The sequence below is a fragment of the Pseudomonas sp. FW300-N2A2 genome, from assembly GCF_017351735.1.
Classification (GTDB): domain Bacteria; phylum Pseudomonadota; class Gammaproteobacteria; order Pseudomonadales; family Pseudomonadaceae; genus Aquipseudomonas; species Aquipseudomonas migulae.
Genome location: NZ_JACNDU010000013.1, coordinates 76,273 through 92,229, shown reverse-complemented (window position 1 = coordinate 92,229; position 15,957 = coordinate 76,273). Strand labels below are relative to the sequence as shown.

19 protein-coding genes are annotated in these 15,957 nt (G+C 58.9%); 11 read left to right on the top strand and 8 right to left on the bottom strand.

Annotation, left to right across the window (positions count from 1 at the left end):
• Positions 1-13 precede the first annotated feature (13 nt).
• The 5 genes from atuD to J4E42_RS17595 all read left to right on the top strand — a co-directional run bounded on the left by atuD (position 14) and on the right by J4E42_RS17595 (position 5,007).
• Positions 14-1,171, top strand: coding sequence for a citronellyl-CoA dehydrogenase (gene atuD / locus J4E42_RS17615; protein WP_008044426.1), 1,158 nt, complete (start codon positions 14-16; stop codon positions 1,169-1,171).
• The gene (locus J4E42_RS17610) at positions 1,168-1,965 is read left to right on the top strand and encodes an enoyl-CoA hydratase/isomerase family protein (RefSeq protein WP_207285766.1); all 798 of its coding nucleotides are present in this window, start codon (positions 1,168-1,170) and stop codon (positions 1,963-1,965) included. Before atuD ends, J4E42_RS17610 begins: the two co-directional genes overlap by 4 nt.
• A gap of 112 nt (positions 1,966-2,077) precedes the next feature.
• Positions 2,078-4,039: an acetyl/propionyl/methylcrotonyl-CoA carboxylase subunit alpha gene (locus J4E42_RS17605; protein ID WP_207285765.1), complete on the top strand. Its 1,962-nt coding sequence runs from the start codon at positions 2,078-2,080 to the stop codon at positions 4,037-4,039.
• Positions 4,040-4,110: 71 nt separating this feature from the next.
• Positions 4,111-4,653, top strand: coding sequence for an exonuclease domain-containing protein (locus J4E42_RS17600; protein WP_008030291.1), 543 nt, complete (start codon positions 4,111-4,113; stop codon positions 4,651-4,653).
• A gap of 69 nt (positions 4,654-4,722) precedes the next feature.
• Positions 4,723-5,007 (top strand): pyrimidine/purine nucleoside phosphorylase, encoded by a 285-nt coding sequence (locus J4E42_RS17595; protein WP_008030293.1) that lies wholly within the window; start codon positions 4,723-4,725, stop codon positions 5,005-5,007.
• A 71-nt stretch (positions 5,008-5,078) separates the two neighbouring features.
• Here J4E42_RS17595 and J4E42_RS17590 read toward each other — a convergent pair whose 3' ends face one another.
• Both J4E42_RS17590 and J4E42_RS17585 read right to left on the bottom strand, forming a co-directional pair.
• Positions 5,079-5,885, bottom strand: a complete 807-nt coding sequence (locus J4E42_RS17590; RefSeq protein WP_008044403.1) for an MOSC domain-containing protein — start codon at positions 5,883-5,885, stop codon at positions 5,079-5,081.
• 126 nt (positions 5,886-6,011) lie between these two features.
• Positions 6,012-6,947, bottom strand: a complete 936-nt coding sequence (locus tag J4E42_RS17585; RefSeq protein WP_008044401.1) for a chemotaxis protein CheV — start codon at positions 6,945-6,947, stop codon at positions 6,012-6,014.
• Between the two features lie 463 nt (positions 6,948-7,410).
• On the opposite strand from J4E42_RS17585, the gene J4E42_RS17580 reads away from it, so the two are divergent.
• The 3 genes from J4E42_RS17580 (at position 7,411) to J4E42_RS17570 (ending at position 9,776) form a co-directional block, all read left to right on the top strand.
• Positions 7,411-7,881 carry a hypothetical protein gene (locus tag J4E42_RS17580; RefSeq protein WP_008044399.1) on the top strand — a complete coding sequence of 157 codons (471 nt, stop codon included), beginning with the start codon at positions 7,411-7,413 and terminating at the stop codon, positions 7,879-7,881.
• A 345-nt stretch (positions 7,882-8,226) separates the two neighbouring features.
• Positions 8,227-9,120: a sensor histidine kinase gene (locus tag J4E42_RS17575; RefSeq protein WP_008030303.1), complete on the top strand. Its 894-nt coding sequence runs from the start codon at positions 8,227-8,229 to the stop codon at positions 9,118-9,120.
• Positions 9,117-9,776 carry a response regulator transcription factor gene (locus J4E42_RS17570; RefSeq protein WP_032828800.1) on the top strand — a complete coding sequence of 220 codons (660 nt, stop codon included), beginning with the start codon at positions 9,117-9,119 and terminating at the stop codon, positions 9,774-9,776. Before J4E42_RS17575 ends, J4E42_RS17570 begins: the two co-directional genes overlap by 4 nt.
• Here the strand turns inward: J4E42_RS17570 and yegS are convergent.
• A complete protein-coding gene (yegS, locus tag J4E42_RS17565) occupies positions 9,760-10,677 on the bottom strand; it encodes a lipid kinase YegS (RefSeq protein ID WP_032832873.1) in 918 nt (305 codons plus the stop codon). The genes J4E42_RS17570 and yegS overlap by 17 nt on opposite strands.
• Positions 10,678-10,905: 228 nt before the next feature.
• Between yegS and J4E42_RS17560 the strand changes: the two genes are divergently transcribed.
• A complete protein-coding gene (locus J4E42_RS17560; protein WP_207285764.1) occupies positions 10,906-11,214 on the top strand; it encodes a hypothetical protein in 309 nt (102 codons plus the stop codon).
• Between the two features lie 66 nt (positions 11,215-11,280).
• Here the strand turns inward: J4E42_RS17560 and glp are convergent, their stop codons facing one another.
• Both glp and moaB read right to left on the bottom strand, forming a co-directional pair.
• Entirely contained in the window at positions 11,281-12,468 is a 1,188-nt protein-coding gene (glp, locus tag J4E42_RS17555) for a gephyrin-like molybdotransferase Glp (protein WP_207285763.1), read from the bottom strand.
• A gap of 22 nt (positions 12,469-12,490) precedes the next feature.
• Positions 12,491-13,030: a molybdenum cofactor biosynthesis protein B gene (moaB, locus tag J4E42_RS17550; protein WP_008030315.1), complete on the bottom strand. Its 540-nt coding sequence runs from the start codon at positions 13,028-13,030 to the stop codon at positions 12,491-12,493.
• Between the two features lie 81 nt (positions 13,031-13,111).
• On the opposite strand from moaB, the gene mobA reads away from it, so the two are divergent.
• Both mobA and J4E42_RS17540 read left to right on the top strand, forming a co-directional pair.
• Positions 13,112-13,714, top strand: coding sequence for a molybdenum cofactor guanylyltransferase MobA (mobA, locus tag J4E42_RS17545; protein WP_207285762.1), 603 nt, complete (start codon positions 13,112-13,114; stop codon positions 13,712-13,714).
• Between the two features lie 76 nt (positions 13,715-13,790).
• On the top strand, positions 13,791-14,012 hold the full coding sequence (locus tag J4E42_RS17540) for a YgdI/YgdR family lipoprotein (protein WP_008030318.1): 222 nt from the start codon (positions 13,791-13,793) through the stop codon (positions 14,010-14,012).
• A gap of 70 nt (positions 14,013-14,082) precedes the next feature.
• Here the strand turns inward: J4E42_RS17540 and J4E42_RS17535 are convergent, their stop codons facing one another.
• The 3 genes from J4E42_RS17535 to J4E42_RS17525 form a co-directional block, all read right to left on the bottom strand.
• Positions 14,083-14,973 (bottom strand): pseudouridine synthase, encoded by an 891-nt coding sequence (locus J4E42_RS17535; protein WP_207285761.1) that lies wholly within the window; start codon positions 14,971-14,973, stop codon positions 14,083-14,085.
• A 71-nt stretch (positions 14,974-15,044) separates the two neighbouring features.
• Complete coding sequence (locus tag J4E42_RS17530) at positions 15,045-15,365, bottom strand: hypothetical protein (RefSeq protein ID WP_008030323.1); 321 nt, start codon at positions 15,363-15,365, stop codon at positions 15,045-15,047.
• Positions 15,366-15,530: 165 nt separating this feature from the next.
• Positions 15,531-15,767 carry a glutaredoxin family protein gene (locus J4E42_RS17525; protein ID WP_207285760.1) on the bottom strand — a complete coding sequence of 79 codons (237 nt, stop codon included), beginning with the start codon at positions 15,765-15,767 and terminating at the stop codon, positions 15,531-15,533.
• Between the last annotated feature and the right edge of the window lie 190 nt (positions 15,768-15,957).

Below are 15,957 nucleotides of genomic sequence, written 5' to 3'. Positions count from 1 at the left end.
GAGAACAATAAAAATGATCTTCACCCAGGAACACGAAGCACTGCGCCGCACCGTTCGCCAATTCGTCGAAAACGAGATCAACCCGCACGTCGAGGCATGGGAAAAGGCCGGGCGCTTTCCCATCCACGAAATCTTCCGCAAGGCCGGTGACCTGGGCCTGCTGGGAATTTCCAAACCGGAGAAATTCGGCGGCATGGGGCTCGACTACAGCTATTCGATTGTCGCCGCCGAGGAGTTCGGCACCATTCATTGCGGCGGCATTCCGATGTCCATCGGTGTGCAGACCGACATGTGCACTCCAGCGCTGGCGCGTTTCGGTTCCGATGAACTGCGTGAAGAATTTCTGCGCCCTGCCATTACCGGCGAACAGGTCGGTTGCATCGGCGTTTCCGAAGTCGGCGCCGGCTCCGACGTGGCCGGGTTGAAAACCACCGCCCGCAAGGACGGCGACGACTACGTGATCAACGGCAGCAAGATGTGGATCACCAACTCGCCAAGCGCCGATTTCATTTGTCTGCTGGCCAACACCTCGGACGACAAACCGCACATCAACAAGTCGCTGATCATGGTGCCGATGAACACGCCGGGGATCAGCCTCAGTTCGCACCTGGACAAGCTCGGCATGCGCAGCTCGGAAACCGCCCAGGTGTTTTTCGACAACGTGCGCGTGCCGCAACGCAACCGCATCGGCCATGAAGGCGCGGGCTTCATGATGCAAATGCTGCAGTTTCAGGAAGAACGCCTGTTCGGAGCGGCGAACATGATCAAGGGCCTGGAATACTGCATCGACAGCACCATCGAGTATTGCAAGGAACGTAAAACCTTCGGCAATGCGCTGATCGACAATCAGGTCATCCACTTTCGCCTCGCCGAATTGCAAACCGAAATCGAATGCCTGCGGGCGCTGGTCTATCAGGCCACCGAGCAATACATCAAAGGTCAGGACGTCACGCGTCTGGCGTCGATGGCCAAACTCAAGGCCGGGCGGCTGGGCCGCGAAGTCAGCGACAGTTGCCTGCAATATTGGGGCGGCATGGGCTTCATGTGGGACAACCCCGTGGCCCGCGCTTACCGCGATGTGCGGCTGGTGTCGATTGGCGGCGGCGCCGACGAAATCATGCTGGGGATCATCTGCAAACTCATGGGCATCCTGCCGGGGAAAAAGAAATGAGCCCCCTGCCGGATTGCCAGACGTTATTGCTCGAACCGCATAACGGCGTGCTGCACATCACCCTCAACCGCCCGGAAAGCCGCAACGCCATGAGCCTGCAGATGGTCGCCGAACTGCGTGCGGTGCTGTTGGCCGTGCGCGATGACCGTGCGATTCGGGCCTTGGTGATCGGCGGTGCCGGTGGACATTTCTGTGCCGGTGGCGACATCAAGGACATGGCCAACGCCCGTGCTCAAGGCGCGAACGCCTTCCGCGATCTGAACCGTGCGTTCGGCGCGCTGCTGCAAGAGGTGCAACACGCGCCGCAAGTGGTGATCACCGTGCTGCAAGGCGCGGTGCTTGGTGGCGGATTGGGCCTGGCCTGCGTCAGCGATGTCGCCCTGGCGGATCATCAGGCGCAATTCGGGTTGCCGGAAACCAGCCTCGGCGTGCTGCCCGCGCAGATCGCGCCGTTTGTGGTCCAGCGCATCGGCTTGACTCAGGCCCGGCGCCTGGCGCTGACGGCGGCGCGGTTCGATGGCAACCAGGCGCGGCGCATGGGGCTGGTGCATTTTGTCGAACATGACGCGCAAGCCTTGGCCGAGCGTCTCGGTGAAATTCTGGCCCACGTACTGTGCTGCGCGCCGGGGGCCAATGCGACGACCAAAAAACTGTTGCTGGCGAGTGCCGGGCAACCGTCGGATGCGTTGCTGGATGAAGCGGCCGAGTGGTTCAGCGAAGCGGTGATCGGAGCGGAAGGAGTCGAGGGCACGATGGCCTTCGTGCAGAAGCGTAAACCGGGGTGGGCAATTTAAAAGCTTCGCGGGCAAGCCTCGCTCCTACAGGGCTCACCAAAAACCTTGTAGGAGCGAGGCTTGCCCGCGAAGAGGCCATCACTTCCACCGCAAATACGAAGGGAATATCCCAATGCCCGCCCTGAAAAAAATCCTGATCGCCAACCGCGGTGAAATCGCCTGCCGCATCCAGCGCACGGCCCAATCCTTGGGCTACCGCACCGTCGCCGTGTTCAGCGACGCAGATGCGGATGCCTTGCACGTACAAATCGCCGACGAAGCCGTCAACATCGGCCCGGCCCCGGTCCAGCAGTCGTACCTGAACATCCCGGCCATCCTCGACGCCGCCCGCCGCACCGGTGCCGATTCGATCCACCCCGGCTACGGCTTCCTCTCGGAAAATGCCGAATTCGCCCGCGCCTGCCAGCACGCCGGCCTCACTTTCATCGGCCCCAGCCCCGAAGCCATCGAACTGATGGGCAGCAAACGCCTGTCGAAACTCGCCATGCTCGACGCCGGCGTGCCCTGCATCAAAGGCTATCAAGGCACCGGGCAGGACGATGCGACCCTGAGCCGCGAAGCCGAACGCATCGGTTTTCCGCTGATGATCAAGGCCAGTGCCGGCGGTGGCGGGCGCGGCATGCGCCTGGTGCACGATGCAGGGGATTTGCTCGCACAGATTCGCACCGCGCGCTCCGAGGCATTGAACGGGTTTGGCAGCGACGAACTGATCCTCGAACAAGCGCTGATCGATCCGCGTCACGTTGAGGTTCAGCTGTTCGGCGACCAACACGGCAACCTGATCTACCTCGGCGAACGCGACTGTTCGATCCAGCGCCGCCATCAGAAAGTCATCGAAGAAGCGCCCTGCCCGGTCATGACCGCCGAACTGCGCCAGGCCATGGGGGAAGCGGCGCTCAAGGCCGGTCGCGCGGTGAACTATGTGGGCGCTGGCACTGTGGAGTTTCTGCTGGACGCGCACGGGCAGTTCTACTTTCTGGAAATGAACACGCGGTTGCAGGTGGAACACCCGGTGACTGAATTGATCACCGGCCTCGATCTGGTGGCCTGGCAGTTGCACGTCGCCGAAGGGCTACCGCTGCCATTGCGCCAGGAACAGGTGCAACTCAACGGCCACGCCATGGAAGTGCGGCTGTATGCCGAAGACCCGACCCAAGGGTTCCTCCCGCAGACCGGGCGCATCACCACCTGGGAACCGGCCTTGCAGAGTGGAGCGCGGATCGACCATGGGTTGATCGAAGGTCAACACGTCAGCCCGTTCTATGACCCGATGCTGGGCAAGATCATCGCCCACGGCGCTACCCGTGAAGAAGCCCGGCGCAAGTTGCTGCGCGCGGTGCAAGACAGTGTGCTGCTGGGCTTGCCGAGCAATCAGCGCTTGCTTGCCAGCCTGCTGGAACATCCACGCTTCATCAGTGGCGAGTTCAGCACCGGGTTCATCCCGACGCATTTCGCCGACCATCCTTGTTTGCATCCGCATAACCCGAGTGCTGAAGAACTGGCGATTGCGGCGGCGCTGTTTTATCAGGCTTCGGCGCAGGCTCATCCCGCCGCGCTGGCCGGCTGGCGCAACAACGCCAGTGTGCCGCTGCACTATCGCATCGGCCTGGAGGATCGGGACTGGCCGGTGCAGTTGAACGCGGTACCAGGTGAACCGTACCGGATTGAAGTCGCCGCCCAGGCCTTCGAACTGAACGTCATCCAGTGCGACGGACGCTGGGCCACCCTGGACATCAACGGCATCCGCCAGCGCCATGCCTATCGTCTGGAGGCCGGACAACTCTGGCTGTTCACCCGCCCCGGCAGCCTGCGCCTGGAGGATCGCACGCAAGCGCTGGTCAGCGGCCAGGCCAGCGTCAGCTCCGGCACGCTCAAGGCGCCGATGGACGGCGCGATCGTCGACGTGCTGGTCGCACAAGGCAGCCTGGTCAGTAAAGGCCAACTGCTGGTGGTGCTGGAAGCAATGAAAATGGAGCATCCGCTCAAGTCCGGCATCGACGGCGTGCTCAAACGCTTGCAGGTCAAGGTCGGCGATCAGGTAAAAAATCGTCAGATTTTGTTGGAGGTCGAATAAGCCGCTAGGCGGATCCGTCGGGTTTGGCTACGCTCAAGCCCTATCAGGATGCGGATACCGGGAACCCTTCAATGCCTCACTGGCTGGTGATCGATCTGGAAGCCACCACCGATGAAGGTGGCTGGCCAGTTACGGAAATGGAAATCATCGAAATCGGCGCCACGCTGGTGGACCGCCAAGGGCGTGAGCAGGACCATTTCCAGCGCTTCGTGCGACCGCTGCGACGGCCCCTGCTCACGCCGTTTTGTCGCGAGTTGACCCGCATCACCCAGGCGAATATCGACAGCGCACAGGCGCTGACCGAGGTCTGGCCGGTCTTCGAGCGCTGGCTCGGCCAACATCATTCGCGGCTGGAAGGCTGGGCCAGTTGGGGCGATTACGATCGCAGGCAACTGCTTCAGGAGTGGGAGCGCTTGCAACTCGACAGCCAACTGAGTCGCGTGCCGCACATGAACCTCAAGCAGCGCTTTGCCAAGGCCCGACGGCTGGAACGCCCGCTGGGACTCAACGGCGCCCTGCAACTGGCCGGCATGCAGTTCACCGGCCAGCAGCACCGGGCACTGGAAGATGCGCGCAATACAGCGCGTCTGTTACCGCTGATTCTCCCGCTCTAGAGAGGTGACGGCGCCAAGGGCCTTGTGCATACTGGCCGGCCCTTTTTAGCCCTTTTCGAGGAATCGCCCATGTTTAAAGTCAACGAGTACTTCGACGGCACCGTCAAGTCGATCGCCTTTGGCACCGCTGAAGGTCCGGCGACCATTGGCGTCATGGCTCCGGGCGAATACGAATTCGGCACCAGCCAGCGTGAAATCATGCACGTGGTGACCGGCGCCCTGACCGTCAAACTGCCAGACAGCACCAACTGGGAAACCTTCGCCGCCGGCAGCCAGTTCAACGTGCCAGCCAACAGCAAATTCCAGCTTAAAGTGGCCGTCGACACCGCTTACCTGTGCGAATACCGCGGCTAAAACCCCGGGTTTTCACAGCACAAAAAAAATGCCCGTGTCCTTGGACACGGGCATTTTTCATTCAGGGTCGCTTATTCCAGGATCGTGACCGGCATGCCGACTTCGAGAAGACCGTTGCCATCGTTGACCAGATTCTGGCCAAACATCGCACCGTCTTCCTGGGCACGATACTTCTGCAAGGTCGCGAGCGGTTCACGGTCATCGCTGCGTTCGCCGGTCTGCGGATCGATGGTGGTCAGAATGCAGCGCGAACACGGCTTGACCACACGAAACTCGACATCGCCGATACGAATACGCTTCCAGCCGTCCTCGGCATACGCCTCGCTGCCCTCGATCACCAGATTCGGTCGAAAACGCAGCATCTCCAACGAACGCCCGACCTTTTGCGACAGATCCTCAAGGGACGCCTGCCCGATCAGCAGCAACGGGAAGCCATCGGCGAAGGCCACCTGATCGTCGTCCTTGCCATAACCGGCCTGTGTGGTCCGAGCGCGATCAACCGGCACCTGCACCAGGCGAGTCGGCTTGCCAATGAATCTGCTGACCCAGGCCCCCGCCTCGTCACCGGCATCAGGCACACGCAAGGTGTCGCGCCAGATGGTCACGCCACGCAACTCAGCGTCGTTGGCAGGCAAGGCAATATCAATTGGCGTGTGGCCGGGAGCGCTGAGGGTCAAACCACCCTGGGCATTCCACAACGCCGACAGCTGGCTCATCTGCGCCACCGCACGCTGGGTCAGGAAGCGCCCGCTGGCCTCGTCCACCAGCATCCAGCGTCGATCCCCGTCCAGCCCCAGTTTGTCGAGACTGACCTGTTGCAGGATCTCGCCCTTGCCGGATTTCAACGGATAACGATAAAGCGCGCTCAGACGCAGCATGACCAGCTCCCTGGAGGACAAAAATGCCACCCTATACGAGCTTGATCGCCGAATCAAAGACTGCGAACTGGATTACCAACCCTGTGGGAGCGAGCAGGCTCGTTCCCACAGGAAACTGTATCGTGATCAGGCAGGCACTTCGTCGAGCATCAGGCGCTGACGCACCACATCGACCAGTTTGTCCGGCTGGAATTTGGAGAGGAAGTTGTCACAACCAACCTTCTTGACCATCGAGTCGTTGAAACTGCCGGACAACGAGGTGTGCAGAACCACGTAGAGGCCGCGCAGACGCGGATCGTTACGGATCTCGGTGGTCAGGCGATAGCCGTCCATTTCCGGCATCTCGGCGTCGGTGAAGATCATCAGCAATTTGTCGGTCATGTTCACGCCGGTATCCGCCCAGCCCTTGAGCATGTTCAGCGCTTTCAAGCCATCGCTGGCGATGTGCATCTTCACGCCCAACTGGCCGAGGGTGTCGCGCAACTGCGAGAGCGCCACGTTGGAGTCGTCCACCAGCAGCACTTCACGGCCACGGGCGCGCTCCAGTATTGGATCGTCGAGTTTGTCGCGGGACACCTTGGCGTTGTACGGAACGATTTCGGCGAGGACTTTTTCGACGTCGATAATCTCCACCAACTGATCATCGACCTTGCTGATGGCAGTCAGGTAATGCTGACGGCCGGCGCTGGTCGGCGGCGGCAGAATGGCTTCCCAGTTCATGTTGACGATGCGGTCCACACCACCCACCAGGAAAGCCTGCACGGAGCGGTTATACTCGGTGACGATGATCGTGCTGGTAGGGCTCGGCACCAGCGGACGCATGCCGATGGCCTGGGACAGGTCGATCACCGGCAACGTCTGGCCACGCAGGTTGACCACGCCGCAGACAAACGGATGGCGCTGGGGCATCAGGGTCAGTTTCGGCAGTTGCAGCACTTCCTGCACTTTGAAAACGTTGATCGCGAACAATTGCCGCCCAGCCAGGCGGAACATGAGAATTTCCAGGCGATTCTCACCCACCAGTTGCGTGCGTTGGTCTACCGTGTCGAGAATGCCGGCCATCAATGACTCCTGGTACTTGTTCTGATGAATTCACTAAAGAGGGTTATCGGCTGTTTTTTCAGGACCTTGACCCCGATGCAAAATGCCACGCTCAGGCATTGATGTCACATTAACATCATGCTTTACTGGCGCCATCACTTCATCTGCTTCACTCCCTGCGGCGCGACCCTGTTTCGTCCATTAGGTTCCCGTGCGTAAGGGATTCCCCTAGTAACAATCAGGCCCAACCTGATATTCGCAATATCCAATAGCCATTAATGTGACGCCATTCTCATTGCATGAACGGAGTCAGGCTTTTGTGTGCGATCGCAGGTCAGTGGCCATCCACCCTCTTGAACTCCTCCGCCTGCAGACAGCCCGGCTGGAGCGCGATCTCACGACGGCACGGCAACGCCATGGCGCAGATCATTCTCGCTGACACACACGACATTCCCTCATTTGACATGACGTTGTGGAGATAAGCATGCCGAACGACCGTAACGACTGGGCCAAGCGGTTCCCGGAGTTTCTCGCCGAAGCTGAAACACTCCTGGCCAAATCCGAGGAGTGCCTGAGTCATTTGCAACTGATCAGCAATGACAAGGACGCCATCGAATGCATGCTCAGTACCCTGCTCAAGCTGGCCAACAAGGCCGACGCCCTCGCCCTGGTCGCCGTTTCGGAGTTTTCGCTGCACATTCATGGCCTGCTGAACCATGCCCAAAACCACGTCGACCTGCATGCTCAGGCGCTGGATGCGTTGAAAGACTGCTTCACATTGATGGCCTGGCAACTCGAACTGATCGATCAGACCACCGGCCAACTCAGCCTCGACGACAGTGAACAAACCTCATTGATCGAAGCCTTTGCCTACCAGGTCGGGCAAAACCAGTTTCAGCCACCGGTTAATTCCAAACCGTTCCGGCTCGTTTCCTTTACGGAACGGCAGGCTTAATTTCACCCGATAATAACGCCGTGGTTCGTATTCATATTGCCAAGATGTCACTCTGTAACTTGATCACGCTCATGTCGCAATTGAATATTTCATGCCTGTCAACGACAGCCCGATACAAGTAACTATTCCCTTCCTGCCGATAAACTTTTCCATTGTGGAACTATCGTCCAAAACCTTTATTTCCTGACTCTATAGACATATATACCGAACGCGACCAACGGTATGTTAAGTGGTATTATGCCGACCATTAGTTGACGTCAATTAATGGCAGAGTGACTCAGACAGAGACCCGTCAGTCCATTAGACCGGTCTGCCCGCAGCGAACATCCATTGGCTCCATCCGTTATGTACGCCAGCCTCAAGTCAATCACCATGTGGCCCCCCTCCCGAGTAAACGCGCGTCGGTTCACGCTTTTGTTGTGTACCTGCTCGGCGCTCGGCAGCCTGCTGATCTATGGCCTGTCCACACGCTTGCCGCTAAGTCTGCTGCTGCTCAATATTGCAGCGCTGACGTGCGTCTGGGTGCAGCATCGCCTGTCGCGCAAGTCGATAAAGTTCGAGCCTCAAGAGCTCGCCGACCGTTTATTGAAGGTTCAGGAGAACGAGCGCCACCGGCTCAGTCGTGAACTGCATGACGATATTGGCCAGTTATTGACCGCGGCAAAACTTCAAAGTGATTGGCTCAGACGCCGAATGCCCGAAGAACTGCAAGAGCAATGCGCGGCGCTCTGCGACACGCTGGAAGAAACCCTGACCAAAGTGCGTGACGTATCGGCCATCCTCAACCCCAGACAGTTGACCAGCCTCGGGCTGGAAGCCAGCCTGCGTGCGCATTTGCTCAAGACACTGGGCAATACGACGGTGAACTGGAGCCTGGAATGCCATTCACGCTTGACCGGCATCCCCGAAGAAATGGCGGTGGCCGCCTTTCGAATCACCCAGGAAGCGGTGACCAACATACTGCGCCACGCCGAGGCGAAAAATCTGTTGGTCCGCCTGCAACGCCAGCCTCAAGGCTTGACGCTGTTGATCAGCGACGACGGCCTGGGGTTTGCGCCAGCGACGGATCCGGGTCGTGAGGGCCAGCGCGGAATGGCCGGAATGTCGGAACGTATCGATCAACTGGGCGGTACATTGACCGTCACCAGCGAACCGGGCAAAGGTACTCAAATCGAAGCTCTCTTCCCCTGGGCGCCACGTGCGCTCGAACGGGCCAGTACGAATAAGGTTATGCGTTGACTTGTAACTTACTTCTGGTGGATGACCACTCGCTTATCAGGGCTGGCGTGCGCGCTCTGGTGCTGGATATTCCCGGCTACGCTGTCATCGGCGAGGCCAATGACGGCTCGCAGCTGCTCGAAATGGTCGAGCATCTGTCCCCGGACATCGTGCTGCTGGATATTTCCATGAAGGAAACCGGTGGCCTTGAAGCCTTGCAGCGCCTCAAGCGCGTACGCCCGCAAAGCAAGGTACTGATTCTGTCGATGCACACCGACCCGGCGCTCATCATGCAGGCACTGGAATCAGGCGCCCACGGTTACCTGCTCAAGGACACCACGGCCACCGAACTCGAACATGCCCTGGAAGCCCTGCGCAACAACGAGCGCTACCTGAGCCCGGCCATCGCCCATACGGTTATCAACCAGGCGCTAACCCGCAACCAGAAACATCAGCCGGAACCCGCGGACTCGCACAACCTGACCGCACGTCAGCTGGAAATCCTGCGGCTGATTGTTCGCGGAAAATCCACCCGGGAAATCGCCAATGGCCTTGGTTTGAGTATCAAGACGGTCGAAACCCACCGCTCGCAAATCATGAAGCGCTTGCAGATTTACGACGTGGCAGGCCTGGTGCTGTTCGCCGTGCGCGAACAGATCATCAGTCTGGACGACTGATCATTGCCGGAACGCTCAGCAGCGGCGAGTCCTCGGGCAAATGCACCCGCAGTGCTGCCGGGCGCGCCGAGAAACGCAAGCTGTCGCCTTCCAGTGGTTCACCATCGAGATTGATGTAAAGACCTTCCGAGACCTTGATCTCGACCCATGGCAGACGGGCGCGCACAAACATGCTGTCGATACCGAAGCCGTCGGAGAGCAAACTTTTCAACGTACCCACCACTTCCTGCGGTGCAGGCAGAATACTGATATCCAGCAGACCGTCATCCGCCAGCGCCTGTGGGCACAGTACGTGACCACCGCCCGCCTGGCGGCCATTGCCGATGCCCAGTGCCAGCAGCTCGCCACTCCACTGAAAATCCGGGCCATGCAGCTCGCCATAGGCCGCATGCAACTCGCTGAAACGTGACAACCCCGTGAACAGGTAGGCCGCACCTCCAAGCACTTTCTTTAGTTCCTCTGAGGTATTGGCCGTGACCTGACTGCCGAAGCCGCCCGTGGCCATATTCAGAAACACCTGCCCGCCGACCTCTCCCAGGTCGATGGCACACGGTTCAGTTTCCAGAAGATTCAAGGCTTGGGCGGGTTCCAGAGGCACACCGGCAGCGCGCGCGAAATCGTTGGCGGTTCCCAACGGCATCAGCACCAGACTGGCCTGCGTCGACTGTGCAGCCATGGCTTCGGCAATATCACGCAACGTTCCGTCACCGCCCCCAGCGATGATCTGCCTGTAGCCCGCCGCCAGAGCCTCATCCACCAGGCGTCGTGCGTCGCCGGCCTCCCAGGTCAATCGAACAGCCAACTCCCAACCTTGTGCGCGCCTGCCCTCGACCGCCGCACGAACCTCCTCGTTGAGCGCCTGCTTGCCATGCAGAATCAACAGTGCCTTGCGTTCGCTCATTGTGATCACCCCCATGTTTGCATTCCGTATGGGAGATGTTGACCGCGATGCGCACCATAAAAGTCGCAGGAAACCGAATTATTTCAAGGAGTCCGGGATTGAGGTCCTACAAGGCGGGATTTTTTCTTACAAAACCTGAGGAATCGGCTCAATTGACCCACCCGTTTGATTGGTACACCTTGGTGGCCGCGGTTTATCAGTCATCAGCAGGAATTACAGGGACGTACCATGCAAAGCCATGACATCAGGTTACCGGGCATCCCGGTTGCACCACTCGCGGAAAGACGGGCCAAACAGCAAGCCGAATTCAATAAAAGTACAAAACCCACTGGAGAAGCCGAAATGGAACCTCGCGTCGTCGAACTGGAAACTCACCTCGAATACATCCGAAGAGACATGGATGAAGTCCGCAGTGACGTGAAATCGATCAAACACCGGCTTGCCTATTCAGCCGGTGGCACTGCCGTGGTGCTCGGCCTTCTGGGCTGGATCGCCAACAGTCGTTTCGACCAGGTCGTGGCACTCATCGCACATTAAGCGTCAGCCATCAACGCAAAACCCGGTTCGATCAACCGGGTTTGCGTGGCCAGCGTGAGGCAGATATCAGCCCAGAACTTCGCTCAGCGGGATGAAATACACGCTGTCACCTTCAATTAGCGTGTGATCCTCCAGCACTTCAACCAGACCATCGGCCCAGGCTGCGCTGCGCAGTACACCTGAACTCTGATTTTTGTAGATGATCGCCCGGCCGTTTTCCAGACGTCCACGCAAGTACTCGCGTCGACTGCCGGCTTTGGTCCAGTTAAACCCTGCCGGCACCTGAAATTTCAGCGGCTCAACCACTTTTACGCCTTGGCGGCGTAATAGATAGGGCCTTGCCAACAAGGCAAAGGTCACCAGGGTCGACGCCGGGTTACCGGGTAAACCAATGACCGGAACCCCACGGAAATGTCCGAAGGTCAGCGGTTTGCCCGGTTTGATAGCGAGTTTCCACAATGTCAGCTCGCCCTCCTCCCGTAAGGCAATGCCCAGAAAATCCGCCTCACCCACCGATACGCCACCGGTCGAGAGGATCAGATCGACGCTTGCCAAACTGGCAAGACGGGCACGAGTGGTCTCGAGGTCATCTGGAAGAATACCGGCGTCGATCACCTCACAACCCAATCGCTGCAACCAGCTGCAGAGCAACACACGATTGCTGTTGTAGATCTGGCCAGGTCCCAGCGGCTTACCCGGTTCAACCAATTCATCACCGGTGGACAAAACGGCGACGCGAACTTTGCGAATCACCTCCAGCTCTGCGCATCCCAGTGAAGCAGCCAGGCCCTGCTCAATTGGCCCAAGCCGTGTGCCGGCTGGCAGAATCAGTTCACCGACGGTAGTTTCCTGGCCTTGTGGCCGGATGTTTTGTCCTGGCGCCAGGGCTTCGGTGAAACGGACTCGTTCATCCGCCTGGATTTCGGCGTTTTCCTGCATCTCGACGCAGTCGGCCCCAGCAGGAACCGGCGCACCGGTGAAGATTCGCGCACAGGTGCCGGGCGTCAAAGGCGGCGGAGCGTTGCCTGCAAAAATCTTCTGGCTGACCACCAACGGCTCTCCCGTCCAGTCGGCCGCGCGCAACGCATAACCATCCATTGCACTGTTGGGCCACGGAGGAAGATCAAGCGTCGAGATCAGGTCATCGGCCAGAACACGACCCTCAACCTGCGCCAGGGGCAGGCGCTCACGCTCACGAATCGGCGTGGCTTCAGCCATTTCCAGCAAGCGCGCCAGTGCGACTTCGACAGCCATCAGGCTGCCTGTCTTGCCTGGCTTACCCACGGGATTCACAGGGCTGCGCCTGTTTCAGATGAGGCACGAAATTGCATGGGCGGTGCCGCGAATCCAGTTGCTCAGCGAGAATACCGTCCCAACCGGTTCGCACAGCGTTGGTCGAGCCGGGCAAGCAGCAGACCAGCGTGCCATTGGCCAAACCGGCCAAGGCGCGGGACTGAACAGTGGAGGAGCCAATATCCGCCACCGATATCTGCCGGAAAAGCTCGCCAAATCCATCGACCTGCTTGTCCAGCAGGCAGCTCACCGCTTCGGGCGTGCTGTCGCGCCCGGTGAATCCCGTACCACCTGTGATCAGGACAACCTGCACCACATCGTCGGCAATCCAGTTGGCGACTTGCGCGCGGATTTTGTAGAGGTCATCTTTGAGCAGAACCCGAGAGGCCAGGTTATGGCCAGCAGCGATCAAGCGGTCAACGAAGACCTGGCCTGACGTGTCGGTTTCCAGAGTACGGGTATCGCTGACAGTCAGCACCGCGATGTTGAGCGGTGCGAAAGGTACATCAGCCTTGGCTTTCATAGGCTCGTCCAGTTGTAGGAGAAACAGCCCGGTGTTATATCACAGCGCCTCCTTTTTTCGCCGCCCCCATGGAGACCTGCCATGACCTCGAATACACATTTGCCACCCTGTTCCATTCTGCTCCTGGCAGGGGGGCGCGGCCAACGCATGGGCGGCCAGGACAAAGGGCTGATCGAGTGGCACGGCGAGCCACTGATCGCGCATTTGCATCGCAAGACCCGTCCGCTGAGCGATGACCTGATCATCTCCTGCAACAGGAACCTGGAAAAGTATGCGCCCTACGCCGACCTGTTGGTCCATGACGACGAAGGCGATTTCCCCGGTCCGTTGGCTGGCATGCGTGCAGGCCTGAAGGCCGCTCGTCATGCGTATCTGCTGGTATTGCCTTGTGACGTACCGCGCATCGATGCCGCGCTGCTCCACAGCATGCGCGAAACTGCCAGCCAGCATCCGGACAAACCGCTGATGCTGCGCCATGACGGACACTGGGAACCCTTGCTGTGCATCATTCCGGTTGCACTGCGAGAAGCGTTCGAAAGTGCCTGGAATGACGGCGAACGCAGCCCGGGGCGCCTTATGCGCAAACTGGGCGCCACGGCGTTGCAGTGCCCCGACAACGATCCTCGCCTGGCCAACCTCAATACACCGGAACTGTTAAGTGCCCACATCACTGTGTCAGACTGACACGAGAATGAACTTGCACGTGTCGCGAACGTCTCAAGCTCAGTTACCAAAAGAATTCATATTCGGAGACACACTCATGACTCAACGGACCCTCGCCGCTTTCATGCTCGCACTCGGCCTCGCTACCCTTGCCGGTTGCGCATCGCCTGCAGTGATCACCTTGAATGATGGTCGCGAAATCCAGGCTGTCGACTCGCCAAAATACGATAAGGAATCGGGTTTCTACGAATTTGAACAGTTGGACGGCAAACAAACCCGCGTCAACAAGGATCAAGTTCGTACCGTCAAAGAGCTGTAATCTTTGCGGCACCAACCGGATACAGAAAAGCCCGCTTTATGCGGGCTTTTTCATGGCTGAAAAACAGCCATCACCATTGCAGGGTGATAGCGCTTTCGAAGTCTCTTTCCTCCCCCGTGACCGGGTCCACAAACCGAAGCCCTTGTGCGAGCAACTTCAACGGATTGGCATAGTCGTCTTCGACATCCTTGAGCACTTGCGGATAGAACGGGTCATTGCAGATGCTGGCCCCCAAAGCCGTCATGTGCACCCGCAACTGATGCTTCTTGCCTGTCACCGGGTAAAGCGCATATCGCCAGAGATCGCCGTTCTTCTCCCTGACCTCGACGGCCGTCTCGGTATTGCTGGCGCCCGGCCCCTCTTGCATACGAAAGAAAGGCTCGCCATCAACGAGCCGACTCTTGTGGACCAAGGGAAAGGTCAGTTCCGGCAATGCCCTGGCAATAGCCTCGTAGCGCTTTTCGATCTGCCGCGTTGGAAGCAACGACTGATACGCGGAACGGCTCTGAGGATTGGCTGAAAACAGCACCAGCCCCGCCGTATGCCGATCAATGCGATGCAACGGTACCAGGTGCGGGTTATCCAGCCGACGGATCAACCGTCGAAGCAGCGTCTGCTCGACATATTCACCCGCTGGCGTCACAGGCAGGAAATGCGGCTTGTCTGCCACCACCAGGTGCTCGTCCGCGTACAGAATCGACTCGACCACAGGGATCGGCTTTTCGTCCGGCACTTCCCGAAAGTAGTGGATCCGCAGGCCTTCCTTGTAAGGAAGATCAAGGGCGATTGGCGTACCGTGCCCGTCGAGGACGCGACCGCGGGCGATTCGGTCCAGCCATTGCTCGCGACCGATGGCACTGAAGTGCTCGCACAGGCATTCAAGTACGGTCTGCCACGGGCCAGGCGGCAAGTAGAGCGTACTGGCCTGGCTGTGCGCAGCAGAAAAAGATGAAATGGACATACGGAAGCTCTGACCCTCAATGCAGGGCGGCATTATCCAACAGAGGCAGGACCGAACCTAGCAGAGAATCCTCAGGCCGGAATCGACTGCGTGCGCGCCGCCGCTTCAGTGAACTCCTTGAGCCAGCGCAACACATCGACCGCCTCCCAGCGACCCGGATCGTAAAGTGCGTACAACAAGCCCTGATAGCCCACGACGTCCAGCTGCCGGTGATAACCCGCGCGCTGGAACAATGCTTCGATTTCAGCGAAACAGGTATTGAAATGCAGCTTGTTGAACGGTGTTTTTCCTTCCGTGACCAGGCCATCCAGACGCAACTCGTGGACGGCCTCACGCACTACGTCCACCGACATCCGGTTCACGCTGTTCTTCAACTGTTCGACATTGACCAAGATTCATCCCTCTGACTTCCGGGATCACCTGCCTGAATCCGCAATAAAGAGAACACGACAGGCGACCGGAATAACTGTATGCACATACAGTAACCGAATAACCTGCATTTCGCCAATGACCGAAACGAGAACAGCGACAGATGGGAATCGAGAAAAATGTCGAGGTCAGCGCAGGAACGCCACGACCTGGTCGGCACTGAATGGCCAACCCAGCTCAGCGCCGGTATCGACTCGCCGTAACACCGGAATGCGCAGGCTGTAGGCTTCGAACCATGATTCATCGTCAGCGATATCCACCAGCTCGACCAGCAGACCGTGCTCGACAAATTCCATCACTATGGCTTCGGCCACTTCGCAGAGATGGCACCCAAGGGTGCCGAAAAGCTGACATTCAGGAGGCATGAGCACACAACCCGGTAAAGTGAGCGTTTATTCTAGGCCCGCTATAAGAAGCAGTCGAGCCAATGACTCAGGCGCCTTGGCAACAGCGCATTTCCAAAGTTTTCGGCAACTCCCTGACTCAAATCACTCAAGCGCAATGTCACTTGCGCGATGCTCGCGGCTTTTTTTGCCTCTACGCTTGAGTAACTCG

Excerpts from the sequence above, each read along its gene's own strand:
- mobA (WP_207285762.1), top strand. The coding sequence starts at position 13,112 with ATGACCTCGAATACACATTTGCCACCCTGTTCCATTCTGCTCCTGGCA.
- J4E42_RS17540 (WP_008030318.1), top strand. The coding sequence starts at position 13,791 with ATGACTCAACGGACCCTCGCCGCTTTCATGCTCGCACTCGGCCTCGCT.
- yegS (WP_032832873.1), bottom strand. The coding sequence starts at position 10,677 with ATGAGCGAACGCAAGGCACTGTTGATTCTGCATGGCAAGCAGGCGCTC.
- J4E42_RS17595 (WP_008030293.1), top strand. The coding sequence starts at position 4,723 with ATGTTTAAAGTCAACGAGTACTTCGACGGCACCGTCAAGTCGATCGCC.
- J4E42_RS17590 (WP_008044403.1), bottom strand. The coding sequence starts at position 5,885 with ATGCTGCGTCTGAGCGCGCTTTATCGTTATCCGTTGAAATCCGGCAAG.
- J4E42_RS17525 (WP_207285760.1), bottom strand. The coding sequence starts at position 15,767 with ATGCCTCCTGAATGTCAGCTTTTCGGCACCCTTGGGTGCCATCTCTGC.
- J4E42_RS17605 (WP_207285765.1), top strand. The coding sequence starts at position 2,078 with ATGCCCGCCCTGAAAAAAATCCTGATCGCCAACCGCGGTGAAATCGCC.
- J4E42_RS17585 (WP_008044401.1), bottom strand. The coding sequence starts at position 6,947 with ATGGCCGGCATTCTCGACACGGTAGACCAACGCACGCAACTGGTGGGT.
- J4E42_RS17535 (WP_207285761.1), bottom strand. The coding sequence starts at position 14,973 with ATGTCCATTTCATCTTTTTCTGCTGCGCACAGCCAGGCCAGTACGCTC.
- moaB (WP_008030315.1), bottom strand. The coding sequence starts at position 13,030 with ATGAAAGCCAAGGCTGATGTACCTTTCGCACCGCTCAACATCGCGGTG.
- J4E42_RS17575 (WP_008030303.1), top strand. The coding sequence starts at position 8,227 with ATGTACGCCAGCCTCAAGTCAATCACCATGTGGCCCCCCTCCCGAGTA.
- J4E42_RS17610 (WP_207285766.1), top strand. The coding sequence starts at position 1,168 with ATGAGCCCCCTGCCGGATTGCCAGACGTTATTGCTCGAACCGCATAAC.
- J4E42_RS17560 (WP_207285764.1), top strand. The coding sequence starts at position 10,906 with ATGCAAAGCCATGACATCAGGTTACCGGGCATCCCGGTTGCACCACTC.
- J4E42_RS17600 (WP_008030291.1), top strand. The coding sequence starts at position 4,111 with ATGCCTCACTGGCTGGTGATCGATCTGGAAGCCACCACCGATGAAGGT.
- J4E42_RS17580 (WP_008044399.1), top strand. The coding sequence starts at position 7,411 with ATGCCGAACGACCGTAACGACTGGGCCAAGCGGTTCCCGGAGTTTCTC.
- glp (WP_207285763.1), bottom strand. The coding sequence starts at position 12,468 with ATGGCTGTCGAAGTCGCACTGGCGCGCTTGCTGGAAATGGCTGAAGCC.
- atuD (WP_008044426.1), top strand. The coding sequence starts at position 14 with ATGATCTTCACCCAGGAACACGAAGCACTGCGCCGCACCGTTCGCCAA.